Source organism: Lysinibacillus sp. NPDC097279, from assembly GCF_044761745.1.
Taxonomy (GTDB): Bacteria; Bacillota; Bacilli; order Bacillales_A; family Planococcaceae; genus Lysinibacillus.
The window spans coordinates 782,155-801,322 of record NZ_JBIWDA010000001.1; the positions used below are offsets into that span (position 1 = coordinate 782,155).

The following is a 19,168-nucleotide window of genomic DNA, read 5'->3' on the forward strand; positions in this document are numbered from 1 at the left end:
CGACAGAAAAGAATTGAGGTGGCAGTTGTGCAACTACATTTTTTAGGAACAGGCGCAGGCATGCCTTCAAAGGAACGCAATACGAGCGCATTAATGGTAAAGCTACTAGATGAAAACGGTGAAATGTGGCTATTTGATTGTGGAGAGGCGACACAACACCAAATTTTGCATACATCATTAAAGCCACGTAAAGTGTCAAAAATATTTATTACACATTTACATGGGGACCATATTTTTGGTTTACCAGGATTTTTGAGCTCGCGGTCTTTTCAAGGTGGAGATGAGCCGCTGACTATTTTTGGTCCAGCAGGCTTACAGCAATGGGTAGAGCAAACATTTGCATTATCAAAAACACATTTAACGTACCCATTACAATTTGTAGAAGTACACGATGGTATTATTTACGAGGATGAAAAGTTTACAGTGCATGCTAGTGAATTACGTCATGTTGTTCCATGTTTTGGCTACCGAATAGAGCAAAAGGACTTACCTGGTGAGTTACTGATGGAGAAAGTACAAACTTTCGGCGTACCAAAAGGACCTTTACTTGGCAGGTTGAAAAGAGGACAAGACATTGAACTAGAAAATGGAACAATCATTAGAGCAAAGGATGTTGTTGCACCTCCCAAAAAAGGCTTTACACTTACAATTTTAGGGGATACGAAATACTGTGAAGAAGCAATTTCATTGGCGGATCATGCAGATATCCTTGTACATGAGGCAACATTCGATGGAAGCACAACCGATTTAGCAGCTAGCTATGGGCATTCAACAAATGTCGAAGCAGCTATGATAGCTAGTAGAGCAGGTACAAAATACTTACTTCTTAATCATTTAAGTGCACGTTTTTTGCCACATGATTTGCCAGTATTTTTAGCAGAAGCTCAAGCAATCTTTCCACAAACTTTCCTCACATCCGACCAATCGGTATTTAATTGGAGTCAGGAGAAATTATTATAGTTTCCGATGAGTGTTTAATACTATGGAAGTCGATAAATATGAGTAAAGCACATAACAACTAGGATCGACGTTTTCCAAAAAGGCTAAAGTTAGAGCAAACGGCTGGCAAGTATAAAGTAAAGTTGTTAAAAGCTAGGGTAATTGTAGAAATATAGTGCGTTTAATAGATGATTTCCGTATAATTAAGTAAAGGGGAGTGGTTGTATGGATCAACAAAAGATGCCACCAGCTATTTTACGTTTACTCGTTATCTTTCCAAACGTGTTAAGCTATTTACTATTAGGCGGACTCATTATTTATGTTACTTCAAATTATGATTTGTTAAAATCAACAGAGAGCTTGAAGGTATGGCTCATTTTTATCGCAGTACTTGCACCAGCAGCAGCTTTTACAACCTTTCGTATCGTCAAAAAAATCCGCGCTGGTCATATGTAATAAACTATAACGTTCAAAGCAACACGTTGTATCTTGTAAAAGATGCAACGTGTTTTTTAATAGAAAGAAAGTAAATGATAAAGCGAATAAAAAATTATCATATAGGAAAACTAAAAATACAAAGTATGAATCGTTATTATAAAGAACTGAGGTGTACTCATGAATCAACCAAATTGTGATTCTGCTCCATTAAAACAAACCATTAAAGAAGAACTTAGTGAACTGATATTGTCTTTACAGCAAAGTTTAAGCGCAATGGATACGATAGAAGAATGCCTACTAGCAGATTTAAATAACATTAAGGAACAATTTATAACGATAGAAATGCAGGCAGCTACGTTTTATTTAAATTGCTATTTGTCTCCATTTACAGAAAAATATCCAGAGCTATCGATTTGCGTGCAAAATATGTCCAAAAGACGCCATGGCGGATTAATTGTATTTGAAAGAGAGAATCCTATTGAGCATCTTATAAAGCCAGGAATTCATATTGGGGCAGAATTAACACATTCTTTATTAGAGTCCATTTTTTACCCAGGTAATCCTCTCCATGATGGCGCTGTCTTAGTTAAGAGTAATCGAATTATCTCAGCAGCAAATGTACTACCACTTTCAGACATTAATACTGGCGATAAAAAACTTGGAACGAGACATCGAGCTGCGATTGGTTTAAGTGAGCGCAGTGATGCTTTAATCATGGTGATTTCAGAAGAAACTGGAAGAATTTCTTTTGCGTTTAATGGTAGCTTACATCCTATTACATCAGATGGTATTTTATAGTGCAAAATAGGCTCTTTATATAATATCTCAAATTCGAGATATTTCCCTTGCAACTGAATCACTTGCGTGGTAAAGTGATAATACAGTTCGAAGAAGGGAGGGCAAAGTGATGGAAAAACATACACTAGGCTCACTAACATGGTTGCGAATGATGCGCTTTACCAATCAAAGTAATCAGCTATCGAATGAATTTTTAAAGCGTTTTAACTTAACAACAGCTCAGTTTGATGTACTAATTCAAATTAAGACGTACGCACCTTTAACACAGTCGCAGCTCGCGGAAAAAGTTACAGTTACGCAAGGTGGTATATCACGAATGCTTGCCCGTCTTGAAAAAGAGGGACTAATTGAGCGTAAACAAAACTGGAAAACAAAAACAATATCATTAACAAAAAAAGGTGAGCATTTAATTGATGCGGCTACACCAAGTCAGCTTCACTTTCAATCCTCGTTTTTTGAAGACGTGCTATCAGAGGAAGAAATGAAATCTTTATATACACTTATGTCGAAACTAGAAAAGCATAGCCGAGAAAAAAAATTACCTTGGATGTAGTTTTTTTTACAGCATCACTTGCTTAGTCAAGTGAAAATAGGAGGACTCTACTTTGAATAAATTAAGCGGACATCATCATATTTCAATGTTAACAAAAAATGGCAAACGCAATAATGCGTTTTATACAAAAATCCTTGGTTTACGTCGTGTGAAAAAAACAGTCAATCAAGATTCGCCTTCGATGTACCATTTATTTTATGGTGATCGTACAGGATCAGCTGGAACAGAATTAACATTTTTTGAAATGCCTGTAGCAGGACGAACAGTACGTGGAACGAATGCTATTACACGCATAGGGTTATTAGTCCAAAGTTATGATAGTTTAATATACTGGAAAAATCGCTTTGAGCTTTTACAAGTGGAACATAGTGACATTGTGACATATGCAGGTAAAGATGCATTGTTTTTTGAAGATCATGAAGGGCTACGTCTGGTGCTTATTAATCATAATGGACAGACGATTCCAGCCGAATGGCAAGTGTGGGATGGGACTGATATTGTACCAGAACATCGGATTTTAGGGATGGGCACTGTTGAAATTACGGTTCGTTATTTACAGCGTACAGTGAATTTATTACAAGAACTTTTTGACTATACAGTTGTCACTGAAGATGACAAAGAAGTACGACTTCAATCGATTGCGGGAGAAACATTTGGTGAAATCCTTGTTAAGGAATTGGAGGGACCAAGTGAAAAACCAGGGCGAGGCAGTATACATCACCTTGCAATACGAGTAGCAACGCTAGAAGAACTTAATAAATGGGATGAATTAATTAAAGCACGTGGTTTAGACAGCTCGGGCGTTGTGGACCGTTATTACTTCCAAAGTCTTTATTTTAGAGATCGTAACGGCATTCTCTTTGAAATGGCGACAGATGGACCTGGTTTTACTGTAGATTCCGCTATAGAAGATTTGGGGAATAAACTAGATCTGCCACCATTTTTAGAAGGAAAACGTGCAGAAATTGAAGCGATTTTAGAACCACTTGATTAAAAGGAGAGAGCACAATGGAAAACTATCGTATCGATCAATCAGCAGGCTTAGAATTTGGACTTTATTCATTGGGAGATCATATTCCAAACCCTTTAACAGGTGAGCGGTTGTCTGCTCAGCAACGTATACAGGAGCTAATTGAAATGAGCCAATTAGCAGAGCAAGCAGGGATAGATGTATTTGGCGTAGGTGAAAGTCATCAATCGTATTTTACAACACAAGCACATACAGTCGTTTTAGGCGCGATTGCACAAGCAACGAAAAAAATTAAAATTTCAAGCTCTGCAACCGTATTGAGTGTCTCAGATCCTGTAAGAGTCTATGAGGATTTTGCGACAATTGATTTAATATCTGATGGACGTGCAGAAATAGTAGCAGGGCGAGGTTCACGAGTTGGAGCATATCATTTACTTGGCGTCAATTTACAGGACTACGAAGAAATTTTTGAGGAAAAATTAGAGCTGTTAAAAAAAATTAATGATGAACAGCTCGTGACATGGGAAGGGCAGTATAGAGCTCCTCTTCACAATGCACAAATTTTGCCACAGCCTAAAAATGGTTCACTACCAATTTGGCGCGCTGTTGGCGGTCCGCCTGCAAGTGCGATAAAAGCAGGTTACATGGGTATTCCGATGATGTTAACAACATTAGGCGGACCTGCAATAAACTTTAAACCATCTGTCGATGCATATCGTGAGGCAGCCGAAAGAAGTGGTTTTGATGCAGAGCAGCTACCCATTGCCACAACAAGTTTATTTTATGTTGCGGATACATCGAAAGAAGCGTTGCAAAATATGTACCCACACCTAAATGGGGGCTTTCAAGCCATTCGTGGAGGCGGCTATCCAAAACAACAATTTGCCCAAGCAGTCGATCCACGTGATGCATTAATGGTCGGTAGTAAAGAACAGATTATTGAAAAGTTGCTTTATCAATATGAACTTTATGGCATGCAACGTTTTATGGCACAAATTGATTTTGGTGGGGTACCTTTCGATAAATTGATGAAAAATATTGAAATTATCGGCAATGATATCATACCAGCAATTAAAAAATATACAGCGAAATAAGGAGCGAGCAGTATGAAAATCGTTGCATTAGCAGGTTCAATCGTAGGCTCAAAAACAAAAATAGCCATTCATAAAATCGTTGATATACTACATGAAAAATACCCAGAGCATGAAGTGACAATTCTTGACCTAGCTCAGTATAATATTGCATTTAGTGATGGTCGTAATTATGTAGATTACGAGGGTGATACGAAGTATGTAGCAGAAACTATTATGGCTGCGGATGCATTGGTCATTGGTACACCAACATTTCAAGCATCCATACCAGCAACTTTAAAAAATATTTTCGATTTGCTCCCAGTCAATGCCTTTCGAGACAAAACAGTGAGCGCAATAGTAACAGCAGGGACATCGAAACATTATTTAATGGTTGAGCAACAGCTAAAGCCAATACTTGCTTATATGAAAGCACATATTGTACCAACTTACGTTTTTATAGAAGAAAAGGATTTTTTACGTCAAGAAATTGTCAATGACGATGTCCTCTTCCGCTTAGAGCGTTTAGCCGAAGATACGATTATGGTAGCAGATGCCTTCGCTGAAATCCGTGCTAAAAAAGATGCGGAATATGATTTCTAACACCACTTTAAGGGGAAGACTACTAATTTAAAAGAATTATAAACACCACTGTATGATAGTCATGCAGTGGTGTTTTACATTGCGGGCGGACGCTTTTTGCGGGTACAACGTAAGCCGCAACTCTATAACGCACAGATAGTTGCGTCTTACGTTCTGTGCTGTTCCCACAGGAGTCTACGTGGATTTTTACTTGGCTATTCAAAATTGTTTGGGTGCCTGACACTGCAACTATTCAAAATTGTTTTGGTGCCTGACACTTCGCAGGGTACCAAGCATAATATTGGCTCCTAAATCGTAAAAATCCACTTCGCTTTCCGCGGGCACCCCCGTAAGCCGCAACCCTCGCGTACGCGCGGATTGTTGCGTCTTACATCGCGTGCGTTCCCACAGGAGTCTACGTGGATTTTTACTTGGCTATTCAAAATTGTTTGGGTGCCTGACACTGCAACTATTCAGAATTGTTTGGGTGCCTGACACTTCGCATGTGTTTGGGTGGCAGGCACTTCGCATGGGTACCTTGCGGAAATCACCGTCAGAAGTCAACCTATTCATTCGCCCATTTAAACCATCTTCCATGACCATCGGGTTGATCGATTGTCCGAATGGATTTGATTTTACCTTCATGCAGAAAGTCCTGATGTAACTGCAAATCAAATAAATTATTATAACAATGATATAGTGGCCTTTCTAAACTAATATCCTTTAAACGGTCGATTAATGTATGACGTAACTTAACTGGAATTTGATTGGTTACATGCGTATGATAGACAACTAACATTGTCTGTGGATCGATGTGTCTACTAATATCTGTTAGACGTTCGATTGCATCCCCTTTAACTAGCGTTACATCGAGTTGTTGTAAGATTGGAATGGCTTGATTTAAAAGTTTACGTCGTTCATGATGTTCAGGCCAAATTAACGCTTGAAGCCATCCAACATCTTTATCTTCTGTAACATTCATTGGATTTAAATCAATACCGATTCTCTGTGCCACAATCAACGGCTGGCTAATAGAAGGAGGAAGAGTATCCCCTATATTCTCCGATGCTAAAACGAGTTTAGTAGTGGAATTGTTAACTAACAACGTTTGATTATAAAAGTAATTATATTGATCCATAGCAAGTTGTAGGCCTGCACTTGCTCCAATTTCAATAAAAGTTAATGGCATCCGATGCTTTTGATAAATTTCAGTCATCATTGGATAAAGATAAGCACAACGAAGGATTTCGTTTGTTTGTACGAGCCTTTCTTGAAGGATTTTCTTTACTTCATCTACATGGGACAAAACAAACTTTTTAAAAAAAGGATATACACTATTTAGGGGCTTCGTAGCAGTAGTGAACGAAGGATAAAAATTAGCTAAGTCGTCATCCTTATACGTCAATAGCAAATAGTGTACAGCAGCAAATAATAAATTAGGAATAGGCTGTCCGTTAGTAGCTTCCTTTGCAATCAGCAATAATTCTTCATCATTAGTAATTTGATAGGCTAAATGTTCATAAAGTGGGCTTGAGTTTTTACATTCCTTTTTTGCGAATGTGTGGAACTGCTTACTTAACGTAGCTAACATTCTGTTTCTCCCCTTTGTCGTAAAATGAACTATCTAGCCTTGAGTTTAGTATTGTTATACAATTTAGTAAATTAAATATATTTAATGAATTTAATTAACATTTTTAATTGAAGTAGGTGAAGGTATGGATTATAAATGGGTAAAGTCTTTTGTTGTAGCAGCAAAATTCTGTAATTTTCGCATGGCTGCTGAAGAACTACATGTTTCACAACCGAGTATTACTGTACATATCCATCAATTAGAGCAATTTCTAAATGTGACATTATTTAAACGAGAGAAAAATCGCGTGCAGTTAACAGAGGCAGGACAGTTATTTTTAAAGGAAGCGCTACAAATTATGCAACAGTGGGAAAAAAGCATCGAGCGCTTTCAATTAGTGACGAAGGGCATTAAAGAAAAAATCATCATTGCAATGACACCGTTAATGGTGGAAACAATTTTACCGCATGTAATTTACCAGTTTATAAATGAACATCCGACAATAGATATATCAATTCTAGTGGAAGAATCATCGAAAATGGAGGAATTAATTCATAGTGACAAAGCACACATAGGTATTTCTTTATTGCCAACACGCTATCGAAATTGGTGTCAAGAATTGTTAGTAGACAGTCCTTTAGAATTGGTCATTCCACTGGACGCGTTTGATGATGAAACAGGTACTTATATTGATTACGAAGAACTATTCCAAACATATACACTATTTACCCATCATCATCCAACTATTTGGGAAGATTTATTACATCAAATTAATAATAAATATTTCTATTCAAGACAAGTGTCAATTTCACAATCATATGTTGTAAAACGATTAATCAAAGATGGTTTAGGAATGTCATTTTTACCTCGAATGATTGTCAGAAGAGAGCGAATGGAAGGCCGCTTTAATATCGTGCCCTTTACAGAGTTTGCATTACCTAGTGTCCCCGTTTACCTTTTTTACAAAGATTCTGTCCAAGTTCCACAAGATTTATTGCAATTATTTTTAACAAGGGACTACTTATGAAAAGGAGCATGTTTAATGAAATTTGCCGTTGTGGCGGATATTCACGAAAAGGTTTGCTCAATACACATTCGTTACTAAATTGTCACGAAGACATCAACACTAGTAAAGGAAATGGACATTTAGATTGGACCTGTGCATTAGAAACTGGGAGAATGTAGTTAAAAGGAGTGGAGATTTTATGGTATTTTCATTGTTTAAGAAAAATAAAAAGCCTCAGCTAATGACGAATAGAGTCGAGTTTTGCATAACAAACTTATCCCTTGGTGCAGCTGATGCCTACGACGTATTAGCTGAACGCTCAGATATAGAGATAGAAGAATCTGGTTGTACATCACACTGTGAAATTTGTGAGCAAGGTCTCTTTGCAATTGTTAATGGAGAGATTATTACGGCACCTGACGCACCGTCACTTGTACAAGCAATTGATGAGGAAATCAAGCAGAACCCACTTTTTTAAAATGATAGGGTTTAGCAGTAGGGAAATCGCCTGTAAACATGGAGAAATCGCCGCTAAAGTTTCATGAATCACCGAAAACGCGAATAAACAAAAACGCTGATAGCTTCAAAATTAACAAGCTATCAGCGTGACAAGGTATTGATTTAAGAGGTCAAGTTACCAACCACGAACATATTGCACAGGTGGTTCGATATTTGCGCCAAGTTCTTTTGCAGCATGGAGCGGCCAATAAGGATCTCGTAATAAAACACGACCTAAGAAAATTAAATCAGCGCGATTATTTTGCAAAATTTCTTCCGCATGCTGCGCGTGTGTGATGAGACCAACCGCACCAGTAGGAATATTTGCCCCAAGCTTTATCGCTTCAGCATGTGGAACTTGGTAGCCAGGGAACGCATGAATATGTGCCTGAACGACTCCACCAGTGGAGACATCGACTAAATCTACGCCCTGTGATTGCATCCATCGACTAAAGACGATAAAGTCTTCCATTGTAGTGCCATCTTGTGCATAGTCTTCCGCAGAAACACGAACGAGTAGAGGGCCCTCCCAAACGCTTCGAATTGCATCAATTACTTGACGTAGCAAACGATAGCGATTTTCCTGAGAGCCGCCGTATAGATCACTTCGTTTATTCGTTGCGGGTGATAAAAATTCACTTATTAGATAGCCATGTGCGCCGTGAATCTCCAGCACATCAAAACCTGCTTGACGAGCACGAACGGCAGCTTTTTTAAAGGCTTCAATGACATAGTTAATATCGTCAAGTGTCATTTCAGATGGTGTTTTATACTCATCACTAAAAGCAATGGCTGAAGGAGCGAAAATTTCACCATCTACTGTTGCTTTACGTCCTGCATGGGCAAGCTGAATGCCTGTTTTAGCACCGTAATCTTGCATATTTGTTACTAATTGCTGTAACCCTTCGATATGCGCATCATCCCAAATACCGAGGTCATTACTAGAGATTCGACCTTCAGGTACTACAGCAGTAGCCTCTAATATTATTAATCCAATTTGTCCAGCGGCACGCGTTGCATAATGCACAAGGTGGAAAGGTGTAACAAAACCATCCTCCTTAGCAGAATACATACACATTGGGGCCATGACAATGCGGTTTTTTAACTTAATCGATTGTAACTGGTATGGTTCAAATAATTTAATCAAAGCAGAGCCCTCCTAATTCCTAGTTAATACCTCTATTTTGCATGGGTTACTTACTTTTTGCAAGTAAGCGAGATCGAGCTTCTGCTTCTTTTATACATGCTTCAATCGCTTCATTAAACTGGTATTGTTCGAGCGCTTTAATTCCAGCTTCTGTTGTACCCCCTGGACTTGTAACTTTTTTCCGCAGTACATTAGGCTCATCAACGGATTGTTTTAGCATTTCAGCTGTTCCAGCAAGTGTTTGCGTCATCAGCAATCTTACAGTGTCTTTTGACAGTCCAACTTCAATTCCTACACGTTCGAATGCTTCCATTAAATAATAAATATAAGCAGGGCCACTGCCAGATAGCGCTGTAACGGCATGGAGCTGATCTTCCTCCACCTCAATTACCGATCCAACAGCTTCTAATAATTGTAAAAACATTGTGCGCTGTGTAGCTGTTACCTGATCATTAAATGCAATACCACTTGCTGACATACCAATTGTTGCAGAAGTATTCGGCATCACTCGAGCTACAGGGCGTAATCCTAACTGTTCAGTTATCGTGCTAATGGCAATACCTGCTAATATCGAAAGAATTGCAGTATGCGCTGTTATTTTTGATTGCAACTCAAGCATAGCCTTTATGGCATCCTTTGGTTTCATAGCTAAAATAATAAGATCTGCTTGCTGATAAATCGACTCTTCAAAGTTACAATGAATGCCGTACGTGTCATGTAAAAATTGTAAACGGTCCTTATCTGAGCGATTGGTGACATAAATTTCTTGTGCTTTAAATACATTTTGCTTAATCCAGCCTTGCATTAATGCTTCAGCCATGGAACCTGCACCAATAAAAAGTATTTTTTTCATAGGAAAAACCTCCGATTCAAAATAAAAAAGCGCTCTCGTCCTTATATTGAAGGACGAAAACGCTCTCGTTTCCGCGGTACCACCTTTGTTTGCCAATTGGCACAACTCTTAGCCCTTTTATCGCAAGGGAGGACGGTTATGTTGTCATAACTGCTCAGAAGTAGGTTCTGTAATGGGAGTGGGTGATGTTACTTGCAGCAAATGTAACACTCTCTTGACACCTTCACCAACTACATACTTGGCTTCCTCAACGCACACAAATAATTTGATTATTCAAAATTATATTGATAATATGTCAAGCTGTCAACTGGAGGGGTGACTTAAGAAAGAAAAACTTGTAGAATAGATGAATCGGTATTCATTAGTAGCGTAAAAAAGGGGGAGACAGCTTTGTCGATACATAAAATAGAAATTCCAACACCCTATGCAGTAGGAGACGTCAATGCATTTGTAGTCAAAGGAGATGCATTAACCATATTTGATGTTGGTCCAAAAACAATGGAAGCTTATGATGCCCTAAAATGGGGAATTCGAGCAGCTGGCTTTGATTTACGAGATATAGAACAAGTTGTATTAACCCATCACCATCCCGATCATGCAGGTTGGGTGGATGCTTTTCCTTATGCGGAAATTTTAGGTCATGCCTATAACGATAAATGGCTGCGTCATGACGAAGAGTTTTTACGTTATCATGAGATGTTTTACAGTGAGCGTTTGTTCGAACATGGCGTCCCACGAGAATATATTCAACAGAGCGTCCATGTTCGTCGAGAATTGGAGCTTGTGGGGGAACGCCCATTGACACAAATTTTACATGATGGAGATGAAGTACCAGGGCATCCTGGTTTAAAGGCAATCGAAACATTAGGACATGCACAAAGTCATTTCATTTTTTGGGATGAAAACACGCATAATGTTATCGGCGGTGATTTATTATTAGAAAAAATTACACCTAATCCATTAATCGAGCCACCTTTAGATCGCACATTAGGTCGTCCAAAATCATTGTTGCAATATAATGCATCGCTTGAAATATTGCGTCAATTGCCTGTCAACATTATGTATACAGGGCATGGAGCAAATTTAGAAGACATCCCACATTTAATTGAGAAGCGTCTCGAACGCCAACATCATCAATCGATGAAGGTGTATGAGTTATTTGGAAGCGATGAACTAACAGTCGTACAAATGACAAAACGTTTATATCCATCGATTTTTCAGCATCAGCTTGGCTTAACATTATCAAAAACACTTGGACATTTAGACTATTTAGAGGCAAATAACCTAGTGGTTTCTGAGAAGAATAATGAAGGTGTCTATTTGTTTAAACGAAAGTAGGTTTATACATGGAAATGAATAAAAAGACAATCTTTGTAACAGGTGCAACGAGTGGAGTTGGCTTGAAAATTACTGAATTATTAGTTGCACAAGGGCATATCGTATATGCAACAGGGCGTAATGAAGTAGCTTTAAAAACATTACAACGTCTAGGTGCTAATGTGATACAAGCGGATTTAACTTCTCTAACTGCCATTGATAAAGTATGTGCACAACTACCTGCGCTCGATGTAGCCATTTTTTCAGCTGGTGTAGGAAAGTTTGCTATTGCACCGATGTTAACTGATGAAGATATTACTCAAATGGTAGAGCTCAATATTCGTGTCCCAATCTATTTAGCAAAGCGTATAGCGACTAAAATGATTGCGCGTGAGCAAGGTCAATTAATATTTATTGGTTCACAGGCTGGTAAGGTAGCGACGCCTAAAGCAAGTGTTTATGCTGCGACAAAACACGCCATTGTTGGCTTTACTAATGGCCTGCGTATGGAGCTAGCTCCGTACAATATTAAAGTAACAGCCATTCATCCTGGACCAATTGACACACCTTTTTTAGATAAAGTCAATGATGAAAGTGGTTATCGGGAGTCGTTAGGACGATTATTATTAACGCCAGAAGAGGTGGCACAAGCGACAGTAAAAACAATTGAACGGCCAGTACGAGAAGTGAACTTGCCTCGAATGATGGGGTGGACAAGTAAACTTTATGCATTAGCGCCCGCTACCATCGAATTTTTAGCAAAACCGTTATTCAACAAAAAATAAAGTGCCTGTCACTCGAACAATTTATAAATATTCAAGCTAATAACCCTACGAAGACCTTGCAGTAATGCACATTTATTTAGTGTCAGGCACCCAAACAATTATAAATATTCAAGTGAAAGCCCACGTTGCTTCCTCAGGAAAGCGATGTGGGTTTTTGCGCATTACATGCCATCCTTTTTAATATTGTATACACTTTTATATAGGAATAAGTCGTATTTTCGAGTGAAAATAATCACTGTTCGAATACTAGCGATAGTTATTGGTATTGCAGACTTTTAACATTCTTCGCAAAAGTGCATTTTTTTATAAAAATGCACTTGTATTTATTTTTATAACATGATACTATTCGTGTATAAACTTTTAAGTGAGTGTATAAACATACATATCATATAGAGCAATTGGAGGCGCATTTCGTATGGCAAATAAAAAAGTAGTATTAGCATACTCAGGCGGTCTTGATACTTCTGTAGCAATTCCGTGGTTAAAAGAACAAGGTTGGGACGTAATTGCAGTTTGTCTAGACGTTGGTGAAGGTAAAGATCTTGAATTTGTAAAAAATAAAGCACTTCAAGTAGGTGCAATTGAATCGTATATGGTTGATGCAAAGGATGAATTCGCTGAACAATATGCACTTATTTCGTTACAGGCGCATACTTGGTACGAACAAAAATACCCATTAGTATCAGCACTTTCACGTCCTTTAATTTCTAAAAAATTAGTAGAGATTGCTAACCAAGTGGGTGCGGACGCAGTAGCTCACGGTTGCACAGGTAAAGGAAATGACCAAGTTCGTTTCGAAGTTTCAATTAAAGCATTAAATCCAGACTTAGAAGTTTTAGCACCTGTACGTGAGTGGGGCTGGAGCCGTGATGAAGAAATCGAATATGCAATGCAACATAATGTTCCGATTCCTGCAACATTAGATTCACCATTCTCGATTGACCAAAACTTATGGGGTCGTGCAAATGAAGCGGGCGTAATGGAAGATCCTTGGGTATCACCACCAGAAGAAGCTTATGGCTTAACAGTTTCTGTAGAAAACGCACCAAATGAAGCTGAATATGTAGAAATCGAATTCATTGCTGGTAAACCAGTATCATTAAATGGCAAAGAAATGAAGCTTGCTGATCTAATTCAAGAACTGAACGCAATAGCTGGTGCTCACGGTGTTGGCCGTATTGACCATGTTGAAAACCGTTTAGTTGGTATTAAATCTCGTGAAGTATATGAAATTCCAGGTGCAAAAGTACTTTTAACGGCGCATAAGGAGCTAGAAGACTTAACACTAGTGAAAGAATTAGCACACTTCAAACCAGTTATTGAGAAAAAATTATCTGAACTAATATACGATGGTTTATGGTTCTCTCCTTTACGTGATGCATTACAAGCATTCCTTGCAGAATCACAACAATACGTAAATGGTACTGTTCGTGTGAAACTTTATAAAGGTCATGCGATTGTAGAAGGACGTAAATCACCAAATTCACTATACAATGAAAAATTAGCAACTTACTCTAAAGAAGACCAATTCAACCACGCATCAGCTGTAGGCTTCATCGAACTATGGGGTCTGCCAACAGTGGTTAACTCTTCAGTTAATAAAAAATAATTATTACATTAGGGTGTAGTGTAGCATGAACGCTGTACTGCACCTTTTTGATAAGAAATGTAGAAAAAGGTGAGCTGTTATGACAAAACTTTGGGGCGGACGTTTCCAAAAATCAGCAGAAGCTTGGGTTGATGAGTTTGGTGCATCAATCGGCTTTGACCAACAACTTGTATTAGAAGACCTAGAAGGTAGTGTCGCACATGTCACGATGCTTGGTGCTACAGGAATTTTACCAGCAGTTGATGTAGAAGCGATTCTTGGCGGTCTTGCACAACTACAGGAAAAAGCAATCGCTGGTGAACTAGAATTTACTGTTGCGAATGAAGATATACATCTAAACCTTGAAAAAATGCTTATTGATTGCATCGGGCCAGTTGGTGGTAAACTTCATACAGGACGTAGCCGTAATGACCAAGTAGCAACAGATATGCATATTTTCTTAAAGAAACGTGTAAAGGAAGCAATCGATTTAATCGAGACATTCCAAAAAACGTTATTAGAAAAAGCAGAGGAGCATGTTGAAACCATTGCGCCAGGCTATACGCATTTACAACGTGCACAACCGATTTCATTTGCCCATCATTTAATGGCCTATTTTTGGATGCTTGAACGCGATAAACAACGTTTGACAGAATCCATGAAACGCATTGATATATTACCACTAGGTGCTGGAGCAATGGCAGGGACAACTTTCCCGATTGATCGTTTAAAATCAGCAGAGCTACTTGGCTTTAGTGAAGTATACGCAAATTCCATGGATGCGGTAAGTGACCGTGATTTTATCGTCGAATTTTTAAGTAATTCATCGTTATTAATGGCGCATTTATCTCGTTTTGCTGAAGAAATTATTTTATGGTCAACAGATGAATTTAAATTTATTGAATTGGATGATGCCTTCTCTACAGGCTCTTCCATCATGCCACAGAAGAAAAACCCCGATATGGCAGAGCTAATTCGAGGAAAAACTGGTCGTGTCTACGGTAACCTTATGGGCTTACTAACTGTATTAAAAGGGACACCGTTAACTTACAACAAAGATATGCAAGAAGACAAAGAAGGTATGTTCGATACCGTGCATACGATTCTAGGATCTTTAAAAATCTTTGAAGGCATGGTGCGCACGATGACAGTAAATACAGAGCGACTGCACAAGGCAGTACACTCTGACTTCTCCAATGCAACGGAATTGGCGGATTATCTTGCAACAAAAGGGATGCCGTTCCGTGAAGCACATGAAGTAACAGGTAAATTAGTCTTTACATGTATTCAAAAGGGCATTTATTTATTAGATTTACCAATTGAAGACATGCAAAAAGAAAGTGAGCTTATCGAAGCTGATATTTATGAAGTATTAGCACCAGAAGCTGCTGTACGCCGTCGACATTCATTAGGTGGTACAGGTTTCGACCAAGTTACGATTCAAATCGAGAAAGCAAAAGCCTGTCTTTCTTAACTATTTTGCGTGCAAGTCCTAAGCGACATTTGCATAGATATTCATTAAAGCTGTCCAGTGAGGCACTATGAAAACCTTATTATTCCTTTTTCTGTGGAGCCAGAGGGTGAAACAAAAAAGAGCACCTGACATAAGTGAAGGACAATCCCCAATTTTCGGAGACGCGAAATTGGGGTTTTTGTATAAGATCAATGGGAGGAATGGTATGTGATGGATCGTTTTACAAAGGGGTTAGAAACGATAAAACAATATGTCAATGAAGAAGAAGTAGCTCGTATGGTCGACTCAGATGCACTAGCTGATATAGCGCCCGATTTACGTAAAATGATTATTGAGTTCGCCTATGGAGATGTTTATTCACGGCAAGGTCTTGACGCAAAAAGTCGAGCACTTGTCGTAATCACAGCAGTTGTTACACAAGGTGCCATCCAACAAACAAAAACGCATATTACCCGCGGTTTGTATGTAGGGTTAACACCTACTGAAATTGTAGAAGCTCTTTTACAATTAGTGCCTTATATAGGATTTCCATGCGTGCAAAACGCATTAACTGTTGCTCAGCAAGTTTTTCAGGAAAAACAGTTAAGTGTAAAATTAGATGATGTGTAAAGTGGTGGTGACATAGTATGACGATCCCTTTAAACATGTAGTCCAACAAAAACATAAAAAAATTAAAAACTACATGTATAGATTTTTGAAATGTGTCCCATACTGTTAAAGGATACACTTAATCATCGAAATTGATGAGGAGGATGCAGAATGAGTAGTTCAAGTTCAACACCAGTAGACAATGAATCTCAGGAAAGTCCGCCACAGCTGAATAAGGTGAATACTTCACATATCTTATGAAGTAGGTAATGAGAGAATACTCTGTGTTACTGAATCTTAGGATGAAGTAGAAACCGCAACTGTACAATCAAATAGAAGGTATAAGTGTCCAAAAGACCCGGAATTTTTCTGGGTCTTTTTCTATTTTTAGTTGATTTTGTAAATGCAACTGTTATACTCTGAGTATGACAGTTTCACACTATGGTTTTTTTATGGAATGCGAATTTAGCAAATACATAGTGCAAAGACCTCATCTAACATATGAGTCGTTTGTAACACTTTTTATTGATAAGGAGGGACTTTTATGAAAAAGTTATTTGTTTTATGCTGTATCGCACTATTATTAGTCGCCTGTTCACAAAAAGAAGAGGCAACAAAGGCGGACAAGAAGAAGGAGGGACAAGTGATGAATGAACAACTAATTGGGAAATGGGCAGGCGACATTGAAATTCCAAATGGATCGCTACCAATAATTGTAGATTTACAAAAAGAGGGTGGAACTCTATCTGTTCCAGCACAAGGTTTAAGCAACTACCCATTTAAAAGTGTAACGTATGATGGGAATGAAGTACAAATTATCATTAACTTAAATGGTTCATTTATTGAAGTGAAGGGATTATTAAAAGACGACCAAATTGAAGCAACATTTAATCAAAATGGTGTGAAATTCCGCCTGCTATTAAAACCTTACGAAGAACAGCCTTCTGAGCCAGTTTCCTATGAAACATTTTCAGTTCCTGTAAAGGATGGCGATTTAACTGTCGCACTGCAAAAAAGTAATAAGGAGCCATCACCTGTCGTCCTCATTATTGCAGGCTCTGGACCGACCGATAAAGATGGGAATTCTGCAATTGCTGGGAAAAATAATAGCTTGAAAATGCTTGCTGAAGGATTGGCGCAAGAGGGCATTGCAAGTGTGCGATATGATAAAAGAGGCATCGGAGATAATACGAATTTGTTAACAAAAGAAGATGATATCTCCGTCGATTTATATGTTGATGATGCTGTTCAAGTACTCAATGCACTGACTGCAAATAAAGCTTTCTCAAGCGTCCATATTATTGGTCACAGTGAAGGCTCGTTAATAGGTATGCTTGCTGCACAAAAAGCGAGCGTGGAATCATTTGTTTCAATAGCAGGTGCAGGCAGAGCTGCTGATGAATTGTTGCTAGAGCAAATAACTGGACAATTAACACCTACTCTAACTGCTGAAGCAACAACTATTCTTGCAGCGCTCAAAAAAGGAGAGCAAGTAAAAAATATCTCTCCTGAGCTACAACCATTATTTAGAACTTCAGTGCAGCCCTATATGATTTCCTGGCTAAAATATAATCCAGCTACGGAGCTACAAAAATTAACAGGTCGCGTATTAATTGTTCAAGGTACAAATGATATTCAAGTAAAGGCTACTGATGCAGAAGCGTTAAAGCATGGGAATGAAAAAGCAGAGCTAATTTATATGGATGGCATGAATCATATTTTAAAAAACGCACCAGAAGATCGACAAGGGAATCTGGCTACCTATGCAGACCCAACATTACCGTTACATCCGAACTTACTACCGACGATTCAAAAATTTATCGCAAATAACTAGCAGAATAAAGCAAATTTGAAAGAAGCTCAAATATGTTATTAGTCGTTAATGTTTTCGTAAAAACGTCGTCGATCGCAACCGTATTGGGGGAATTTTTATAGTGGATACCATTGTCTGTTTGATTATTATGATTCCATTTTTAATTTTTGCAATTGTTTTATCGCAAGGCAAAGGTGCATTTTTACTAGCAGGTTATAACACAATGAAGGAAAGTAAAAAAGAGACTTATAATGAAAAAGCACTAGCTAAATTTATGGGCAAAATCATGTATGGTTACACTTTTTGTATACTATTATGGGCACTCGATGGGGTATTCAAAACGGAATGGCTATTTATTGTTAGTGTCGTTCTATTTATAGGGCTCACCGTTTTTACGCTTCTATATGCGAACTTGGGAAATCGCTTTAAAAAGTAAAGTATGGGGAACGGTACAACGTAAGCCGCAACTTTTATTACATAATAGTTCGACTTACGTTTGGTACTGTTTTAGTATTTATTTACAATAACTTTTTCTCAAAACAAAAACATTCATGTACTCTTGCATAGCGCTCTCTTATCATCTCTTTTTCCTTGCCTACATAGTGTGCAAAGGCTTGAACTGGATAGAGTTCTGGTGTTTCGGTTATAAATGTTTGCTTTATTTCATTTTCACCTTCTATAAATACTTGTAAATAAGAATCAACTATTGAAAACTTGTTGTTTATGTACCATTCGTTTACCCACTTATCATCCCTTGTCCAAGCTTCCAAACGGTTTAATTTTTGTGCTTTCGCTCTTTTTTCACCTTCTTGCAATAATTGATGACCAACGCCCATTTTTTGATAGTCAGGATGAACAGCAATATGCCAAATCATTCCTCCTAATCCTTCACCTTTAGAACAAACAGTTTGCGGTTGCAACTCGTATTCAATATCTAATAGTCCTATGACTTGATGATCTTTTATCGCTACTAATTCAATAGCTGGATTAGCATAGGTCTCTTTTTTCTGAAGAACATTGTCAAAATAAGCAGTATTTAAAAAGGATAATACTCTACAACGAATCCACCCAATTTCGTCTTCGATTTGAAAATCTCTTATTTCCATAAGTTCCTCCTTATTTGCCTAATATACATATGATACTAAATTTATTTGGGAATTTGTAACAAAAATATAATAA

General features: G+C 38.1%; 20 protein-coding genes. 16 read left to right on the forward strand and 4 right to left on the reverse strand.

All coding sequences use genetic code 11. The features are described 5' to 3' along the window. The first annotated feature begins 27 nt into the window (after positions 1-27). The 7 genes from rnz (at position 28) to ACIQ1H_RS03800 (ending at position 5,371) form a co-directional block, all read left to right on the forward strand. On the forward strand, positions 28-960 hold the full coding sequence (rnz, locus tag ACIQ1H_RS03770; RefSeq protein WP_402886613.1) for a ribonuclease Z: 933 nt from the start codon (positions 28-30) through the stop codon (positions 958-960). A gap of 204 nt (positions 961-1,164) precedes the next feature. Continuing rightward, positions 1,165-1,395: an acyl-phosphate glycerol 3-phosphate acyltransferase gene (locus ACIQ1H_RS03775; RefSeq protein ID WP_402886615.1), complete on the forward strand. Its 231-nt coding sequence runs from the start codon at positions 1,165-1,167 to the stop codon at positions 1,393-1,395. A gap of 159 nt (positions 1,396-1,554) precedes the next feature. Beyond that, positions 1,555-2,175, forward strand: a complete 621-nt coding sequence (cdaS, locus tag ACIQ1H_RS03780) for a sporulation-specific diadenylate cyclase CdaS (RefSeq protein WP_402886617.1) — start codon at positions 1,555-1,557, stop codon at positions 2,173-2,175. 109 nt (positions 2,176-2,284) lie between these two features. Beyond that, complete coding sequence (locus tag ACIQ1H_RS03785) at positions 2,285-2,728, forward strand: MarR family winged helix-turn-helix transcriptional regulator (RefSeq protein WP_402886619.1); 444 nt, start codon at positions 2,285-2,287, stop codon at positions 2,726-2,728. Positions 2,729-2,780: 52 nt separating this feature from the next. Further along, complete coding sequence (locus tag ACIQ1H_RS03790; RefSeq protein ID WP_402886621.1) at positions 2,781-3,722, forward strand: ring-cleaving dioxygenase; 942 nt, start codon at positions 2,781-2,783, stop codon at positions 3,720-3,722. A 14-nt stretch (positions 3,723-3,736) separates the two neighbouring features. Then, a complete protein-coding gene (locus ACIQ1H_RS03795) occupies positions 3,737-4,792 on the forward strand; it encodes an LLM class flavin-dependent oxidoreductase (RefSeq protein ID WP_402886622.1) in 1,056 nt (351 codons plus the stop codon). Positions 4,793-4,804: 12 nt separating this feature from the next. After that, positions 4,805-5,371, forward strand: coding sequence for an NADPH-dependent FMN reductase (locus tag ACIQ1H_RS03800; protein ID WP_173478957.1), 567 nt, complete (start codon positions 4,805-4,807; stop codon positions 5,369-5,371). Positions 5,372-5,915: 544 nt separating this feature from the next. Here ACIQ1H_RS03800 and ACIQ1H_RS03805 read toward each other — a convergent pair. Then, complete coding sequence (locus ACIQ1H_RS03805) at positions 5,916-6,941, reverse strand: DUF2332 domain-containing protein (RefSeq protein WP_402886623.1); 1,026 nt, start codon at positions 6,939-6,941, stop codon at positions 5,916-5,918. 124 nt (positions 6,942-7,065) lie between these two features. On the opposite strand from ACIQ1H_RS03805, the gene ACIQ1H_RS03810 reads away from it, so the two are divergent. After that, on the forward strand, positions 7,066-7,947 hold the full coding sequence (locus ACIQ1H_RS03810; RefSeq protein ID WP_402886624.1) for a LysR family transcriptional regulator: 882 nt from the start codon (positions 7,066-7,068) through the stop codon (positions 7,945-7,947). Between the two features lie 178 nt (positions 7,948-8,125). Beyond that, the gene (locus ACIQ1H_RS03815) at positions 8,126-8,404 is read left to right on the forward strand and encodes a YuzB family protein (protein WP_402886626.1); all 279 of its coding nucleotides are present in this window, start codon (positions 8,126-8,128) and stop codon (positions 8,402-8,404) included. A 156-nt stretch (positions 8,405-8,560) separates the two neighbouring features. Here the strand turns inward: ACIQ1H_RS03815 and namA are convergent, their stop codons facing one another. Both namA and proC read right to left on the reverse strand, forming a co-directional pair. Continuing rightward, positions 8,561-9,571 carry an NADPH dehydrogenase NamA gene (gene namA / locus ACIQ1H_RS03820; RefSeq protein ID WP_402886628.1) on the reverse strand — a complete coding sequence of 337 codons (1,011 nt, stop codon included), beginning with the start codon at positions 9,569-9,571 and terminating at the stop codon, positions 8,561-8,563. A 46-nt stretch (positions 9,572-9,617) separates the two neighbouring features. Beyond that, positions 9,618-10,424, reverse strand: a complete 807-nt coding sequence (gene proC / locus ACIQ1H_RS03825; RefSeq protein WP_402886630.1) for a pyrroline-5-carboxylate reductase — start codon at positions 10,422-10,424, stop codon at positions 9,618-9,620. Positions 10,425-10,814: 390 nt separating this feature from the next. Here proC and ACIQ1H_RS03830 point away from each other — a divergent pair, with 390 nt between their 5' ends. From ACIQ1H_RS03830 to ACIQ1H_RS03860, 7 genes are all read left to right on the forward strand, one after another. After that, the gene (locus ACIQ1H_RS03830; RefSeq protein ID WP_402886632.1) at positions 10,815-11,762 is read left to right on the forward strand and encodes an MBL fold metallo-hydrolase; all 948 of its coding nucleotides are present in this window, start codon (positions 10,815-10,817) and stop codon (positions 11,760-11,762) included. Positions 11,763-11,770: 8 nt separating this feature from the next. Next, positions 11,771-12,526: an SDR family NAD(P)-dependent oxidoreductase gene (locus ACIQ1H_RS03835; RefSeq protein ID WP_402886634.1), complete on the forward strand. Its 756-nt coding sequence runs from the start codon at positions 11,771-11,773 to the stop codon at positions 12,524-12,526. A 415-nt stretch (positions 12,527-12,941) separates the two neighbouring features. Then, the gene (locus ACIQ1H_RS03840) at positions 12,942-14,135 is read left to right on the forward strand and encodes an argininosuccinate synthase (RefSeq protein ID WP_173478951.1); all 1,194 of its coding nucleotides are present in this window, start codon (positions 12,942-12,944) and stop codon (positions 14,133-14,135) included. A gap of 79 nt (positions 14,136-14,214) precedes the next feature. Next, positions 14,215-15,588 (forward strand): argininosuccinate lyase, encoded by a 1,374-nt coding sequence (gene argH, locus ACIQ1H_RS03845; protein ID WP_402886636.1) that lies wholly within the window; start codon positions 14,215-14,217, stop codon positions 15,586-15,588. A 207-nt stretch (positions 15,589-15,795) separates the two neighbouring features. Next, entirely contained in the window at positions 15,796-16,197 is a 402-nt protein-coding gene (locus ACIQ1H_RS03850) for a carboxymuconolactone decarboxylase family protein (RefSeq protein ID WP_402886638.1), read from the forward strand. A gap of 523 nt (positions 16,198-16,720) precedes the next feature. Next, a complete protein-coding gene (locus ACIQ1H_RS03855; protein ID WP_402886640.1) occupies positions 16,721-18,010 on the forward strand; it encodes a serine aminopeptidase domain-containing protein in 1,290 nt (429 codons plus the stop codon). Positions 18,011-18,110: 100 nt separating this feature from the next. Beyond that, entirely contained in the window at positions 18,111-18,425 is a 315-nt protein-coding gene (locus ACIQ1H_RS03860) for a DUF3784 domain-containing protein (RefSeq protein ID WP_402886642.1), read from the forward strand. Between the two features lie 82 nt (positions 18,426-18,507). On the opposite strand, the gene ACIQ1H_RS03865 is transcribed toward ACIQ1H_RS03860, so the two are convergent. Continuing rightward, entirely contained in the window at positions 18,508-19,095 is a 588-nt protein-coding gene (locus ACIQ1H_RS03865; protein ID WP_402886644.1) for a GNAT family N-acetyltransferase, read from the reverse strand. Positions 19,096-19,168: the final 73 nt, after the last annotated feature.

Excerpts from the sequence above, each read along its gene's own strand:
- ACIQ1H_RS03775 (WP_402886615.1), top strand. The coding sequence starts at position 1,165 with ATGGATCAACAAAAGATGCCACCAGCTATTTTACGTTTACTCGTTATC.
- cdaS (WP_402886617.1), top strand. The coding sequence starts at position 1,555 with ATGAATCAACCAAATTGTGATTCTGCTCCATTAAAACAAACCATTAAA.
- ACIQ1H_RS03785 (WP_402886619.1), top strand. The coding sequence starts at position 2,285 with ATGGAAAAACATACACTAGGCTCACTAACATGGTTGCGAATGATGCGC.
- ACIQ1H_RS03795 (WP_402886622.1), top strand. The coding sequence starts at position 3,737 with ATGGAAAACTATCGTATCGATCAATCAGCAGGCTTAGAATTTGGACTT.
- ACIQ1H_RS03800 (WP_173478957.1), top strand. The coding sequence starts at position 4,805 with ATGAAAATCGTTGCATTAGCAGGTTCAATCGTAGGCTCAAAAACAAAA.
- ACIQ1H_RS03805 (WP_402886623.1), bottom strand. The coding sequence starts at position 6,941 with ATGTTAGCTACGTTAAGTAAGCAGTTCCACACATTCGCAAAAAAGGAA.
- ACIQ1H_RS03810 (WP_402886624.1), top strand. The coding sequence starts at position 7,066 with ATGGATTATAAATGGGTAAAGTCTTTTGTTGTAGCAGCAAAATTCTGT.
- ACIQ1H_RS03815 (WP_402886626.1), top strand. The coding sequence starts at position 8,126 with ATGGTATTTTCATTGTTTAAGAAAAATAAAAAGCCTCAGCTAATGACG.
- proC (WP_402886630.1), bottom strand. The coding sequence starts at position 10,424 with ATGAAAAAAATACTTTTTATTGGTGCAGGTTCCATGGCTGAAGCATTA.
- ACIQ1H_RS03835 (WP_402886634.1), top strand. The coding sequence starts at position 11,771 with ATGGAAATGAATAAAAAGACAATCTTTGTAACAGGTGCAACGAGTGGA.
- ACIQ1H_RS03840 (WP_173478951.1), top strand. The coding sequence starts at position 12,942 with ATGGCAAATAAAAAAGTAGTATTAGCATACTCAGGCGGTCTTGATACT.
- argH (WP_402886636.1), top strand. The coding sequence starts at position 14,215 with ATGACAAAACTTTGGGGCGGACGTTTCCAAAAATCAGCAGAAGCTTGG.
- ACIQ1H_RS03855 (WP_402886640.1), top strand. The coding sequence starts at position 16,721 with ATGAAAAAGTTATTTGTTTTATGCTGTATCGCACTATTATTAGTCGCC.
- ACIQ1H_RS03865 (WP_402886644.1), bottom strand. The coding sequence starts at position 19,095 with ATGGAAATAAGAGATTTTCAAATCGAAGACGAAATTGGGTGGATTCGT.